The organism is Spirochaeta cellobiosiphila DSM 17781 (genome assembly GCF_000426705.1).
Classification (GTDB): Bacteria; Spirochaetota; Spirochaetia; order DSM-17781; family DSM-17781; genus Spirochaeta_E; species Spirochaeta_E cellobiosiphila.
This window is the reverse complement of sequence record NZ_KE384559.1, coordinates 87,538-101,602: the sequence shown is the minus strand read 5'-3', so window position 1 is coordinate 101,602 and position 14,065 is coordinate 87,538. Positions and strand designations below refer to the sequence as shown.

Here is a 14,065-nt window from a genome sequence, read left to right as displayed (position 1 = left end):
GAGTATTGAAATGAACTTGGGATTATTAGGTTATTCTGCAGCTATTGCTTTTGCCGGAATTGGATCTGCTTTAGGAATGGGTGCGGCAGGTATGGCAACTGTTGGTGCGTGGAAGAAATGTTATATGCAAAATAAACCAGCTCCCTTTTTACTTGTTGCTTTTGTCGGTTTTCCCTTATCGCAGACTATCTACGGTATGATTTTAATGGGGGCATTAAAGGCTGTTGAGAGCCAGGCCACTTTAGCACATTTAGGTATTGGTTTATTTGGTGGTATTGCTATGGGATTTAGCGCCTGGATGCAGGGTAAAGCAGCAGCGGGTGCTTCTGATGCATTAGCGGAAACTGGTAAAGGTTTCGTTAACTACGTTATTGTACTAGGGCTTATTGAAACAGTTGCCTTATTCGTCATGGTTTTCTTGATGGGTAATATCTAAACACTCCTTATACAATAGATATGGCGGAGCATTAGCTTTGCTTCGTTAATAAAGGGACCTAGGTTTTTGACATAGGCCCCTTTTTTTATTTAAATCATGTCTACTATTTGAGAGAATATCTCATTTTGATCTTTTATTACTCAATCATTTACCTAATCATGAAAAAAAGATAAAAATTAATATATGTCATATATATGGGAAGTCACTCTTGAGACGGTACAGGAGGCGGACAAGGACATTATTTTAGAGTTCTCATGGGATCAATGGGAGAAGGTGTCTTCTTTCATTACTGGTAAATCAGATACAATCCTGAAATTGCCTGTGCCTACTGACCATAAGCAGGCTGAGGACATGACTCATATGATTCGTGATTATAGAGATCATAAAGGTTGGATCCTTCCTATTACTGAAGATATTTCTTATGAATACTGGACGTCTTTACTTAAATCAAATGATCAAGTATATGGCTTTTATTTTGAAAAATCTTCCGTGGAGGACCTATCTTGTTATGAAAGGATTTCTGCTGATGTTACGAGTATATACGATCATATTGGATTCTCAAAATTATTAAAATACAAAAGTGGGATTACTGGTTTAGCTTCCTATTTACATCATCTGTATTCCCTAAGGACCATATCACATCTACAAAATAAGTTAGTACGTTATTTTGAAACGCCACAATGGACTGGACAGCTGTTTCATGGTAATGAAAATAGAATTAACTGGTATCTATTTTTCTGTGGTGTATCCGGTACAACTGTATTTAGGCGAGATGGACTTGCAAGCCAAATTGATTCCCTGTGGTTAGATTATATGGACTGTATAACGAGAATAAAAGAGAACACCAAGCATATGGCATTAACTGAACTGATTAAAGGTGTTATTTCCCTGTGCTATTGGAATGAAAAAAAGAAATATAGCTTAATAGTTAATCTAGAAGATAGGGTAGGCAAAGTAGCTATCCCCTTGTTTATTAGTGGAAAAGATCTAATCAGTAATGAATATGTCCAGATTAATGGTTCTATGAACATATATTCTATGCCATTACTTATCGAAGAGGATCTTACATTGAGAGTTCGTTAAGCTAATGTAATAATTCTATACGATTAAAAATATAGTCTAAATCATCCTGTTTTATAATTATCTTTTGAAAGGGAGAATTTTTCTTTAAAGACTTACGTTTCTTTTTAGGATCATAGAATTTTTTATTACCTCTTCGAACATCTATCCAATGAACAAGTTTGATTTTTCCTTTACTGATTTCTAAAGCTGTAATTCCATTTTTCCCTATGCCGCAACCTGAATTAAACAAATTTGGTTGAAGCAAATCTTTTTGGTAAAGACCATTATTGAATGGTTGTTCCTTTTTTTGCTGTTTGCTTAAATTATACCATTCCTTCTTTAAAGCTTCTAAACGTATACGCAGATCTTTTTTTTTAGATTCTTCTACTTTTCCGTATTTCCTTAGAATAGCCTCCATCCTAAGTTTTAAATCCTCTCTTTTAGATAAAGATTCGAATAGAGGTCTATGAGTATGCCCAATAATGCTTACAATACTATTTTGACGAGAAAATTGGTAAATTCTTTTCTCTGTAGTAAATTGTTTTCTAGAATCAGCTGCAAAATATAGATTTTTTATCCCTAAAGGATGAAATATAAATTTAAGTAGAAACCCAACTACAGCATTAAACTTACTATATAACATAGTTGCTTGGTGACCATGAAGGATAAAAAGTTTTCTCCCCTTGTAATTGAGTTTTATTGCTTCTCTAATGGGAAATGTCAGGTTTTCTTCTTTTTGCAAGGTAAGCTCTGCATCATGATTCCCCCAAATCTTAATGATGTTTTCGTGACCAAATTCTTGAAAGAGGTCAAAAAAATCTTTGTTTGATTGGTGAACTGTCTCCAAAGTGAATTTCTGCAATTCTTCTATATCACCATTTAGTATTATCTTATAATTATTGGGTAGGTAGTAGTCTCTAAGTATCTGATAAACTAAGTCTCTATTTAGGATGAAATCGTCTTTTTTGGATCTATTACCCATATGGAGATCACTAAGAATAAGGTATTTATCGTCGTTATCTAGTGGAAGTTCTTCACAAGATTCATATAAACTAGCAAGATGACGTTCATATATTTTGTTACTCATAATGAAGACATATTTTATTTTTTTCGTTAATTTATCTTTAGTAATTCATGAGAAAAGGATTAAGCCATGATAATATTAGAACAATTAAGACAAACATTAAGACAGAAGGGATATGGTGCCATTATTTTTACGGGAACAGATCCTCATCTTTCAGAATATCCTCCCGCACATTATTTAACCAGAGCTCTCTTTTCAGGGTTTAAAGGAAGTGCTGGTATTGTAGTCATTACACAGGAGGGGGGAGGTTTATGGACCGATTCCCGTTACTATATTGAAGGGGCCAATAGCATCAAACCATACGGATTGAATTTATTTAAAGCCGATCAATCTGATACCTTAGCTGTTGATAAGTGGTTAAGCAATCAATTGCCTGAAGGCGCCAAGGTCGTTGTTGATTTCAAAACTATTAGTATCAATCAGGCATTGGCTTGGAGTAAAACCCTGGCAAATAAAGAACAAATACTTGTGAATGATACTGATATCGTTGAAAGTATTTGGCAGGATAGGCCTGCATTACCCAAAGAAAAAGTTTTTTCCATTAGTTCAGAAATATCTGGAAAAAAACGAAAGGATACTATAGATAAGTTTAGAAGAATAATGGAAGAAAGAAATATTCAATATCTACCCATTATGTCTATAGATGAGATCGCTTGGTTTTTTGATTTAAGAGGCTATGATGTTCCTTTTAACCCGGTCTTTATTGCGTATGCTTTATTAACTCAGCAAGAGTGTTATCTCTATGTTGATAAGGTAAAACTGTCTGATGATCTTATATCTCTACTGGAAGAAGATAACATTATCATAAAAGATTACGATGAATTCTATACTTCATTATCAGAATGGAAAGGAAATGTATTAATTAATACTGGTAATACAAATTTCTATTTCTACAATCAGTTATCTTCAGACACTAAGATAGTGTCTGATATTAGTCCTGTTGCTTTAACAAAAACGATAAAGAATGAAGTTGAGATAGCTGGAATTCGTTCTGTCATGGAACGAGATGGCCGGGCAATGGTTAAATTCCTAATGTGGTATGAGGCCAATAAAGCTAACGATATAAGTGAAAGAGATTGTGCTGATCAACTTGAACGATACAGACGGGAAGATGAATCCTTTTATGGATTAAGTTTTGAAACAATAGCCGGTGTCAATGAACATGGGGCTATGCCTCATTATCGAGTAACTGATGAGAGTAACAAGATTTTAGGAGAAAATGGTCTTTTTCTTTTAGATTCAGGAGGTCAATACTATCAGGGGACTACTGACATAACACGAACTATGGGGTTGCGCACCTATACCAAGGAAATGAAAAGGGATTATACCCTTGTTCTAAAAGGTCATCTTCGTCTTAGTAGGATTCCTTTTCCTGAAGGAACTCGAGGTGCCCAGATCGATGCTCTTGCTCGTATTGATCTGTGGAGTGAGGCAAAGGATTTTGGTCATGGTACAGGTCATGGTATAGGCCATTTCCTAAACGTACATGAAGGTCCCATTAGTATTCGAAAGAATTGGGTTGATATCGGTATGACTGAAGGTATGATTCTAAGCAATGAACCTGGTATCTACATAAACGGGGAGTACGGCGTAAGGATTGAAAATCTCATATTGGCTGTCCCTATGGTGAAGAATGGAATGGGTAATTTTCTCCAATGGGAAACTTTGACCCTTTGTCCTTATGATATGGATCTCATTGATATGGAATTGTTGGACAAAAAAGAAATTCTTCAGATAAACAAATATCATGAAAAGGTGTACACTAGAGTGTCTCCTTTATTAAATGAGGAAGAGAAAAAGTGGCTAAAGGAAAAAACATTGCCACTTGCAATAAGTTAGTTTGAGGAACGTGACTATGAATTTGAAAACAAAGTATCTTGGTCTGGAGTTAAAAAATCCAATCATTGTATCTTCTTCTCCTTTAACAAAGAATTGGGAAGGAATTAAAAAGTGTGCAGATGCTGGTGCCGGTGCCATTGTGCTTAAGAGTCTCTTTGAAGAACAAATGTCAGCTGATTTGAAACCGGCAACTGATGATCAATCCTATTTTAGTCATCCAGAAGCAGAAGCCTATGTGCAAAACATGGGAATGACTCTGAACTCTGATGAATATTTGGATTTGATTACCAAGGCCTCAACAGAACTTGATATACCTGTTTTAGCCAGCTTGAATTGTGTAAACCCTGAATGGTGGACTACCTACGCAGTTGAAGTTGAGAGAGCAGGAGCTGCAGCTATTGAATTAAACATATCTTTAGTACCAGATTCAAAGAAAGAAGATGCTGTAGCTATGAAGAAGCGTTTAATTGAGATTATCAAGTCTGTAAAAAGTAAAGTCAATATACCTATATCTGTTAAACTTGGGCATGAGTTTGGTGCTCTACCCAATTTGCTGGATGCAATTGAATTGACAGGAGTTGATGGTGTTGTGCTTTTTAACAGATATTATCAGGCAGATATCGATTTGGATTCTCTGAATTTGAAAATCGGTAAAAGATTTTCAGCTCCAGAAGAGTTCTTAGCTGTACTAAGAGAGATTGCTCTTGTTTCTGATCAAACGACCCTGGATATTGCTGCATCTACCGGTATTCATACGGAAAATGAAGCTATTAAAGCTATTCTGGTAGGCTCCTCTGCAGTTCAAGTATGCAGTACCTTGTTCAAAAATAAGATTGATCAAATAGCTACGATACAGTCAGGTATCGAGAATTGGATGAAGGATAAAGGATTTAATTCAATAGAAGAGTTTAAGGGAAAACTAAGTCAAAAGAAAGAAGATTCCCTTAAATTTGAAAGATTGCAGTATATCAAAGCATTGGTTGGTACAGAATAAGTCCTGATGTTGTAGGGAGAAATTAGTCTATTCTTGACTTTTTCTCCCAGCTTCTATATAGTTCCTTCAGGTCTAAAAATCTGGAGAGGAGTTTCTATGTCAAAAGCTCATAGAGGTAAAGGCCTGGTCGAACATGTTAAGGGTGGTCGAGCTACTTGTCCCCTTTGCAAGAGAACTGGTATTAAGGTTATCTACGAACAGGATATTAACGAGAAAAAATTTACAGTATGCAAGCAGTGTAAAACTGCTCTAGCTAAGGGTAAGTTACAGGAAGCTGTAGCTGCTCTTTAATAAAAACCCTGCCTTCATAGCAGGGTTTTTTTTGGAGATAACAATCAATGATATATATAATTATTGCTACTCTTACGACTATATTTTTTATGTATTTAAATCATATTAATATAAAGTATTTGAAGCATCATCCCATACCTTCCTTACTTAATGGACTGTTTACTGAGTCGGAAGAAGAAAAATCTAAAAAATATACCATAGCCAAAAGCAAAGTAAGTGATGTTTCCCATGTGGTTAACTTAGTTTTCATCTCTATGTTAATCCTGTTGAGAATACCTGCCTTATTAGATAATTTGCTTAATCAGTTTGAATTAAACATATATGTTCATAGCCTTGTCTATATGGGCTCCATATCCTTGCTTATCTACTTAGTTGGTCTTCCTTTTGACCTTTATAGACAATTTCGCTTAGAAGCTCAATTTGGCTTTAATAAACTAACAATCCAGACATATATTGTGGATCAGGTGAAAGGTTTTCTTCTATCATTAGTAGTTGGTATTCCCTTAGTACTATTACTCGTTTTTGTGTTGTCAACATTTAACCTATGGTGGTTATGGGCTTCGATGATAATGACGGGGATAGTCTTGTTGTTTTCTTTTGTCTATCCTTTCTTTATTGCCCCTCTCTTTAATAAGTTCACTCCCTTGGATGATGGCGAAGTAAAGACGACTATAGAAGCATTAGCTAAAAAGTGTGAATTCCCTATACAAGGCGTATATGTTATGGATGGTAGTAAAAGATCTAGTCATTCCAATGCTTATTTTACAGGGTTTGGTAAATTAAAGAGAATTGTATTGTTTGATACGCTTCTGGATACTCTTGATACTAGTGAAATATCATCTGTTATGGCCCATGAAATAGGTCATCAGAAGAAGGGGCATGTCAACAAAATGCTGTTATTTAACATCCTAATAATAATGGGATCATTCTTTATAGCTGGTCTCCTCTTTGACAAGCCTATTATCTTTGAGCATCTTGGGCTGGGAAAGGCTTCTCCTTGGAGCCTATTGCTTTTTTTGATGTTGTATCTGGAACCTGTTAACATTATTCTTACTTTCATAATATATAGTTTTAGCCGTAGATTTGAGTTTCAAGCTGACAATTATGCAAAAACAACTATTAGTACAGGTGATAATCTTATATCTTCCTTGATTAAGCTAACTAAAGAGAATGCCTCTAATCTAAATCCTCATCCTTTATATAGCCGCTTCTTCTATAGTCATCCCACTTTAGTAGAAAGAATTAATGCATTAAAGGGAGGTGTGTAAATTGTCACTTGAAGTATTTGTTTTAGGTACTAGTGGAATGATGCCGCTTCCCGGGCGTTTTTTAACATCCGCCTTGGTTAGAAGAGAAGGTGACCTGTTTTTATTTGATGCAGGAGAGGGAACACAAGTATCCTTAAAAATGTTAAATCTAAAATGGAAGAAAATATCTGCTATCTTCATTAGCCATATACATGCTGACCATGTAACTGGTTTACCAGGTATATTGATGTTGTCTAGTCAGGTTGATAGAACAGAGCCTCTCTATATATTTGGTCCTGCTAAGGTTGGTGAATATATTGAAATGTCTAGATCTGTTTTAGAAATGTACATTAATTATGAAATAATTTTTAAAGCCATTGATAATTTTCAGACCAGTGAAATTTTAATAGAAAATGATGAATATCTGATTAGAAGTGTTCCTCTAAAGCACACAAAGCCCTGTTTAGGTTATGTTATTGAAGAGAAGGAACGTCCCGGAGTTTTTCATCCTGAGAAAGCTAAGGAGTTCAATGTTCCTGTAGGACCTTTGTGGTCCAAACTTCAGAAAGGGGAAAGTGTAACTAATCTGGATGGAGAGAATATTTTACCTTCTCAAGTTCTGGGAGAACCAAGAAAGGGATGTAAGTTCAGTTATATCACTGACACTCAATATATCGAAAGCATTAGTCCTGAGATATCAGGTTCAGACCTTGTGATCTGTGAATCCATGTTTATGGATGCTTTGGCTGATAGTGCTAAGGAAAAAAAGCATCTTACTAGTAAGCAGGCGGCCAGGATCGCTCTGGAGGCGGGTAATGTGGGGCAATTAGGTTTAATACACTACAGTCCACGTTATACAGATTGGGAACTTAAACGCCTGTTAAAAGAAGCACAGAGCGTATTTCCTAATACATTTCTTACAAAAGATAGGCAAGTTATCATGTTAAATAACCAAGATTAAATTCTTGGTTATTTAACTTTAAATCCATATAGTGTTGTATCTTCGTTACGAGCTTTACGTAGAGCTGCTTTGGCTTCTTCGATTAATGTGATCCCATGAATTGAACGACCTGAAACAGAAGTAAATCCACCTTTTCCATCCAGCTGTTTGAGAACTGGATTAAAAGTTTTTACGGCTCTATCCAAATTCATCCCAGGGATTAATAATGCAATAACGGCTTGTCCGACCTTATAGATACGACAAGCGTATTTGTGGAAAGACTCATCCCTTTCCAGTCCATTTTTAATCTGCATATTATGTCCTGAGTTTGACGATATTAACGCTAATGACAAATCTTGACCAAGATCATAGCTTAAACTCAGTTGGTGATTCACCCAATCTTCGAGGGATGTTGCAGATACTTGTGTTGATTCTGCTGAATCCGGGATTATCTCTTCTTGTATTTCCTCATCTTTTAGGAAGGGAAGAAAGATAAGAGCAATGAATAATAAGAACAGACACAGAATTATAAAATATATAATTTGATTAAACACATCTGATGATTGAACCGTATCAATCGTTACTTTTAACTCAATTCCTGTTTGATTTGGAATGATTAAGGATTCCCTTATCTCATGCTGAAATAACATTTGGCTCGTATTATCTGTTTTCTGTATTCTATTGCCAGAGGATGTTACTATAAGGTCAGATGTCTTTCGATAAAAAACAAGCTGTACGCCAGTATCATTTGAATAAATAATTAAACTATTCACTCTATCATCTTTGAGCAACCACTCCTTTAGTTGCTCTTTTTTCTCGAGGGTGAAGAGTCCATTATAGGATTTCAGATCTTTTGTTATATTAACAGCTAATGATTGTGCTATCTTTTGGGTATCAAGGATGTTTTTATTCCTTTGATCTGTAAAGTTTACTACTGTTATGGTAATAAAACCAATAAGTGCAAGAGTGGCAAGTATTAAGTATATGCGAGACAACAATCTTATCATGATTCATATTATACTGAAAAAGCTCTTAAATGGAATAACTTTTTACTCAGCTTAGTGATTTTGAGTAATTTGATTTATTTGGTTCTCAACTTGTTCAAGACACCAGTGAAAGGCTGATTCAGCATTCTCCTTTGTAGTATTATCTGGGTTAATACGGCCAAAAGCAGAAACTGTTGGCAGTACTGTCATAAGTATATCTTTTTCCTTCATAGAGAACTCATAGAAATGTTTATCTTTATTAAGAAGAGGGTGAGAGCGTAAATCTCTGCTGTAGTCTTCCAAAAAAGTCGATAGATCTTGTTTAAGAGGTCCTGGACCAAACAATCTAGAGTCAGTCCTTGGGGGTGTTTTGTTTTTCTTGATGTTTAGAGTAACTCCTTTGGTAGGAGGGAGTTTTATCTGCATAGGTAGCTCGTTAAGGTACTCTTCCATTCGTGTTTTATAGTTAATCATTGGTTTTGTTGTATATCTGTATCCAGAAGAAGTTTTCTCAATCATTATATTTTTATTTTTGAATACTAGTTTTAGTGTCTGATCTAAAATAGGAGAATAACGACTTTCTTTCGTTTGAAAATAGGGATATACGTAAGTACCTCTCGCATAAGGCTTTCCCCAAGGATAGGAAAGATCAATTCCTAATAAACTTATATCTTGAGCACCTAAAGCATGGGCCAGACTAATGGCCGTATGACTAATATTCCCTCCTTTTGTATTGAGAGAGGGGAATGTTCTTAGATTGTTACCTATATATTGGCTTAAGGGATGACCACTGGAAAAGAATATTGGCTTTTGAGTTAGTCGACTTAGGACGGGAGGAGACGCGAGATCCAATATAAGGGGAATATCCTTTGGCAAACCTTGAAGGAAATGAAGGTAACTAAAGCTTTGGCAATCCATACTGATCACAAAATCAGGTCGTATTCCATGGTTGAGAAAAACAGGAAGGGCAGTATCCGTTGCAATAACAGTTTGCTCTTTCCTAATAAATTTTAATTGCTCTTCAAGAGAGGGGCCAGCCCCAGCAATGACAGCATGTTTGATAGGAGAAAGCAGACCATGGATTTGAGAAGCTAAAGGTAGATTTAAAATGGTATTTCTATACCACTGCTTTCCAAAATAGCTTTGTACGGTATAATCATCAGCTATTACATTGACTGTTTCTTGAATCGCAAATTTTATTCCTGAGATAAAATCCGGTTCATTATCGATATAGTTTCTCAGAGGGAGAAAATTTAAATTCCCATATAAGCTTGGGAGATAGTCTGATAGAAGATAATTTTTAATTCTTTCAATTGAGTCATCACAGCAAACACATACTCTTGGATCAGAAAGGATAGAAGACAGGTCAATCTTTTGAAGTAAGGACTTAACTAGAGTTATGTCTTTTTCAACAATGAAAACTCTGGACACATTAGGTTTTTCTAAAAGTTTTTTTATATGGAACCCACCACCAATACCTACTACCAAAACATAGTCTTTTATATCAGAGTGATCAATCCAACGGGTTACTTCTTTCACTGGATCAAAGCGACTGTGATAGGGTTTGTTATTATCTGGACGCAAAGGTACTAACTCACCGGTTTGACTTGTGATAAACTTTAATGGTATTTGATCAGTACATGCACTAAGTTTTTCTGCTAATAAAGAACTTTGAATTGATAAGGATAGTAGGTTGCGCTCATATAGACTATCAGACATTGGGGCTCCTCAAAGGTAGTATTTTATCTACTTTACTAAGCCATGTATTCGTAAGCTTATTCAGATGAAATTGTCTTTCCGTTTCTGAGTACCCAGAAAGCTGTTCATAATCCAGGGGGAAAAATTCCGTTAGATATTTGCTTTGTTTTGTTCTTGCCGTTTTTTTTATGCTACCTATTATATTTTGAGAGCGTTCTTTATCTGCCTGCTCCCATTGTATAAGCTCTAAAGGAAGGCTTTGCTTTTCTTTCTTATTAATACTTTTATAGACAGGAAGATCATAATATCTCAACTTATGAGGAGTTAATTGATTTAGATTTGTATCTTTATACTGCTGAGCAAACCAGTCTCTATAATAATCTAATGAAAAAATACTTCTGTAATTATCCTTAATAGTTTTAGCATTAAAATCAATCATACGTTTATATTTCTGAGTCAATTCACCTAGAAAACGAGAGCCTAACTGATCAAAGTATTGATCAAAACTGTGAGGGCGTATATGGGTTTGTATGTCCTTTTGATAAAAATCGGCTCCTCCTAAAATAATGGCATCATCTGTCATAGTTTTGGCAAACTCAATAGCAGAGAAAATAACTGATCCCAGTTCTGGTAGAGATAAAACAGGTTTGTCATCAAAGATTATCTTTTCATACCAACTGTGATTCGAAAAAAGTAAGGGCTTTTTTGTTAGGTGCTTAATCCTTCTTGAAGCTTTGAGAGAGCAAACTATATGAGAAAAGTATGGTAAATATTCAAGATGGTAATCAGCCCAAAAACCAGAATCTTGTGTAATTATAAAGTCGACAGGAATGTTCAACTGTCTAAAAAAACAAAGAGAAGAAGGTAGGGCTATGATTCTGATATATTTATGATTATTTAGTAGCCAGTCTTTATGTTCACTAAGAGAAGTTCCTGAGGCCCCTATAAAATAAGGTATTTTTTCTTTTTGTACAGGGCAGTAATACCCTTCAATGAAATTCGAATTCTGTAGACAATTTTTAAACCATTGAAAGGCAAAGTGTTGAACAGTGGATTTTATACTGTTTATTTGCTTTATTTCAGTAAGGATATATTGATAGATCTTTGAGATTTCTTGAGGAAAAAGTTTTTCCATAGCAGGCCAAATCAAAATTTGTATACCAACAACACCCTTAGATAAAATGTCAGAAATAAATTCTTGCCAGGACATTGGTTTTGAAGGATCCCAACCTGTTTCATAGGAAAAGGGTAGGGCATTTTGTTCTAGAGTTGTCTCTAGCCACATAGGGTGTATGATTGTATTCGGATATATTTTTGCGATGGACTGTCCTAAATAGCCAAGGCATTCACCAATTATAATAACTGTTCGTGGTGCCTTTGACACTTGGTTTCTTAAATATCGTTCTGCTTCCCGGACGGGATCATAGGGAGAATGAATATGAATATTATTTACATTGGCTGTTAAATATCCTCTTTTACTGGTACTAATTGTAATCATTCAAGAATACGCTCGATACTAAATTGCTCCCTTGATAAACTTGTGATCTGGCTAATAGACTTGATATCAAGAGAGTCTGTCAAATAAAGTTTTCGTAAAGAGATATTTAACTGATTTATCCAAAGATTCACATTGATTCTTCTCGGAGTAGGAAAAGCAATGATAATATGATCGGGCAAATTGAAATACTTTGCTTTTGTTCCAGCCAGTTTCTGTATGAGTACTAATAATTCCTGGGTTAGACGAAATCTGTCAATATCTCTTTGAGATGGCAATTGTTGTATAAAAGTCTTTGCATTAATAGTAAGAAAGACATGATCCATTTCATTCTGTTCATATAATGTTCGGATAGAATCTTCTAATTCTACCTTTGTTACTAAATTATAGTCACCCAAATTAAGTGCTTCATCTTTTTCATAATTCTGATTAAGTCTTCTGTTAATATTTTCAATATCGTCTAAGGAAATATTCTGACTAATGTTAAAAAACATAAATAAAACATCTATATCATTAAATTGTGCTAACGGAATAAACAATATAGAATTTAGATCTATCATCATACGAATAGAAAGATACCTTCTCCATTGTTCAAATTGATTTTTATCAGTAATTAAATGACATTTATCATCAATATCTGTAATTGGTATATGTAATCTACGTCTCGTTGTTTCATCTAAACCAACACTAGACCAATGCACTAGGTCGTTAGATCCATTTTCGATTACAAGAACCGTCCCGCCATCAGCTTTGAGGATTTCTTGTAACAAGGGAAGTACATCAGTTAACCAGTTTCTTCCTTTCTGAATTTTGTCTATGTCACTTAGGTTTGCTATTAAGGACTTATTATTTTTTACTAGAGACGAAGCCTCTATCTTAGATAAAAGGCCCGAAGAACTTCGGGCCTCAAACTTGGCTGCCTTATCTAATAGTCCCATTAATTTGTAAGACCTAATTCTTCAAAAAGTTTCTTATAAACTTCAAAATGTTCAGATTCTGCAAATTCTTTTATTTTTTCTTCTGGAAGTGATTCCAGTAGTTTATCCATATAAGTTAGGACAGACTTTATGTCTTTACGGAGGTTTACATCCTCGTCGCCTTCTTCTTCTGCCATCTCATCAATAACTGTGGTAAGGCCAGGCTCATTATCAGAGAAATCATCAATAGAATCTTCCTGAGTTAAATCTTCAATGTCTTGCGGTATTTCTTCCGGCTCAAATATGTCTTCTTCATGGTCCTTTTGAATTTCTTCGGGGATAATAGAATCCTCATCATCAACTATCAAATCTTCCATGTTTTCTTCTTCAACTAAATCTTCATCAAGACTAATATCATCATTAATATCAATTTCTATTTCATTGTTGTCTTCTGATTCAGAGGCTTCGTCGGTTTCTATAATTAAATCATCGTCAGAGGAACTTTCAGTATCTTCTAATTCGATAGAGAAGTCGTTGAGACTGTCATCTTCTTCGAAGGAGAGTTCGCTATCTACATCATCCAGGTTGATTTCATTTTCCGATTCCTCAGAGTCTTCTTTAGGTTCAATATCATCCAAATCAATAGTGAGGTCTAAATCTTCTTCTAAATCAATATGACTATCTTTGATATCCTGTTCATCTATATGTACATCTTGAATATCATCATCTGTTAATGGTTCGTTTGATATCATTTCCTCAGTAGTCAAACTATCTGGTTGAGGAAGATCTTCTTCCAATTTATCTAAATCAACAGCTGGAATTGATGCCATATTATCATCTTGATCCTCTACATCAATAGGATCTTCTTTTTCTTCACCTTCATCTAAATCAATGTCATCAAGGTCTAATTGATCAATATCTAAGTCATCATTTTCCAAAATAAGTTCATCAAGACTATCTTCATCTAATTCATTTTCTTTATTATCTACGGAAACTTCTTCTGTTAGATCTAAATCAAGGCTTTCTTCTTCCGCATCATCAATGTTGAAGTCCTCGTCATTTGAGTCTTCCTCTGT

At 35.0% G+C, this 14,065-nt stretch carries 12 protein-coding genes and 1 pseudogene; 7 read left to right on the top strand and 6 right to left on the bottom strand.

Annotated features, from left to right (window positions below):
• The first annotated feature begins 10 nt into the window (after nt 1-10).
• Complete coding sequence (locus tag K345_RS0118480; RefSeq protein WP_028975425.1) at nt 11-436, top strand: ATP synthase subunit K; 426 nt, start codon at nt 11-13, stop codon at nt 434-436.
• Nucleotides 437-619: 183 nt separating this feature from the next.
• On the top strand, nt 620-1,519 hold the full coding sequence (locus tag K345_RS0118475; RefSeq protein WP_028975424.1) for a hypothetical protein: 900 nt from the start codon (nt 620-622) through the stop codon (nt 1,517-1,519).
• Nucleotide 1,520: 1 nt separating this feature from the next.
• Here the strand turns inward: K345_RS0118475 and K345_RS0118470 are convergent, their stop codons facing one another.
• A complete protein-coding gene (locus K345_RS0118470) occupies nt 1,521-2,585 on the bottom strand; it encodes a metallophosphoesterase family protein (RefSeq protein WP_028975423.1) in 1,065 nt (354 codons plus the stop codon).
• A gap of 66 nt (nt 2,586-2,651) precedes the next feature.
• On the opposite strand from K345_RS0118470, the gene K345_RS0118465 reads away from it, so the two are divergent.
• The 5 genes from K345_RS0118465 to K345_RS0118445 all read left to right on the top strand — a co-directional run bounded on the left by K345_RS0118465 (nt 2,652) and on the right by K345_RS0118445 (nt 7,914).
• Complete coding sequence (locus K345_RS0118465) at nt 2,652-4,421, top strand: aminopeptidase P family protein (RefSeq protein WP_028975422.1); 1,770 nt, start codon at nt 2,652-2,654, stop codon at nt 4,419-4,421.
• A 22-nt stretch (nt 4,422-4,443) separates the two neighbouring features.
• Nucleotides 4,444-5,415 (top strand): dihydroorotate dehydrogenase-like protein, encoded by a 972-nt coding sequence (locus K345_RS0118460; protein ID WP_211227926.1) that lies wholly within the window; start codon nt 4,444-4,446, stop codon nt 5,413-5,415.
• Nucleotides 5,416-5,511: 96 nt separating this feature from the next.
• Nucleotides 5,512-5,706 carry a hypothetical protein gene (locus tag K345_RS0118455; protein WP_028975420.1) on the top strand — a complete coding sequence of 65 codons (195 nt, stop codon included), beginning with the start codon at nt 5,512-5,514 and terminating at the stop codon, nt 5,704-5,706.
• 47 nt (nt 5,707-5,753) lie between these two features.
• Nucleotides 5,754-6,974 carry a M48 family metallopeptidase gene (locus K345_RS21855; RefSeq protein ID WP_053228464.1) on the top strand — a complete coding sequence of 407 codons (1,221 nt, stop codon included), beginning with the start codon at nt 5,754-5,756 and terminating at the stop codon, nt 6,972-6,974.
• A 1-nt stretch (nt 6,975) separates the two neighbouring features.
• Nucleotides 6,976-7,914: a ribonuclease Z gene (locus K345_RS0118445; protein WP_028975419.1), complete on the top strand. Its 939-nt coding sequence runs from the start codon at nt 6,976-6,978 to the stop codon at nt 7,912-7,914.
• Between the two features lie 8 nt (nt 7,915-7,922).
• On the opposite strand, the gene K345_RS0118440 is transcribed toward K345_RS0118445, so the two are convergent.
• The 5 genes and pseudogenes from K345_RS0118440 to K345_RS23395 form a co-directional block, all read right to left on the bottom strand.
• Nucleotides 7,923-8,900: a hypothetical protein gene (locus K345_RS0118440; protein ID WP_028975418.1), complete on the bottom strand. Its 978-nt coding sequence runs from the start codon at nt 8,898-8,900 to the stop codon at nt 7,923-7,925.
• Between the two features lie 51 nt (nt 8,901-8,951).
• The gene (locus tag K345_RS0118435) at nt 8,952-10,598 is read right to left on the bottom strand and encodes a motility associated factor glycosyltransferase family protein (protein WP_028975417.1); all 1,647 of its coding nucleotides are present in this window, start codon (nt 10,596-10,598) and stop codon (nt 8,952-8,954) included.
• On the bottom strand, nt 10,591-12,075 hold the full coding sequence (locus tag K345_RS0118430) for a 6-hydroxymethylpterin diphosphokinase MptE-like protein (protein WP_028975416.1): 1,485 nt from the start codon (nt 12,073-12,075) through the stop codon (nt 10,591-10,593). The genes K345_RS0118435 and K345_RS0118430 overlap by 8 nt, the downstream gene beginning before the upstream one ends.
• Nucleotides 12,072-13,010 (bottom strand): hypothetical protein, encoded by a 939-nt coding sequence (locus tag K345_RS0118425; RefSeq protein WP_028975415.1) that lies wholly within the window; start codon nt 13,008-13,010, stop codon nt 12,072-12,074. Before K345_RS0118425 ends, K345_RS0118430 begins: the two co-directional genes overlap by 4 nt.
• Nucleotides 13,010-14,065 (bottom strand): annotated as a pseudogene (locus tag K345_RS23395) (hypothetical protein); the annotation flags it as partial. The pseudogene K345_RS23395 and the gene K345_RS0118425, both read right to left, overlap by 1 nt.

Excerpts from the sequence above, each read along its gene's own strand:
- K345_RS0118440 (WP_028975418.1), bottom strand. The coding sequence starts at position 8,900 with ATGATAAGATTGTTGTCTCGCATATACTTAATACTTGCCACTCTTGCA.
- K345_RS0118470 (WP_028975423.1), bottom strand. The coding sequence starts at position 2,585 with ATGAGTAACAAAATATATGAACGTCATCTTGCTAGTTTATATGAATCT.
- K345_RS0118480 (WP_028975425.1), top strand. The coding sequence starts at position 11 with ATGAACTTGGGATTATTAGGTTATTCTGCAGCTATTGCTTTTGCCGGA.
- K345_RS0118475 (WP_028975424.1), top strand. The coding sequence starts at position 620 with ATGTCATATATATGGGAAGTCACTCTTGAGACGGTACAGGAGGCGGAC.
- K345_RS0118430 (WP_028975416.1), bottom strand. The coding sequence starts at position 12,075 with ATGATTACAATTAGTACCAGTAAAAGAGGATATTTAACAGCCAATGTA.
- K345_RS0118425 (WP_028975415.1), bottom strand. The coding sequence starts at position 13,010 with ATGGGACTATTAGATAAGGCAGCCAAGTTTGAGGCCCGAAGTTCTTCG.
- K345_RS0118455 (WP_028975420.1), top strand. The coding sequence starts at position 5,512 with ATGTCAAAAGCTCATAGAGGTAAAGGCCTGGTCGAACATGTTAAGGGT.
- K345_RS0118465 (WP_028975422.1), top strand. The coding sequence starts at position 2,652 with ATGATAATATTAGAACAATTAAGACAAACATTAAGACAGAAGGGATAT.
- K345_RS21855 (WP_053228464.1), top strand. The coding sequence starts at position 5,754 with ATGATATATATAATTATTGCTACTCTTACGACTATATTTTTTATGTAT.
- K345_RS0118435 (WP_028975417.1), bottom strand. The coding sequence starts at position 10,598 with ATGTCTGATAGTCTATATGAGCGCAACCTACTATCCTTATCAATTCAA.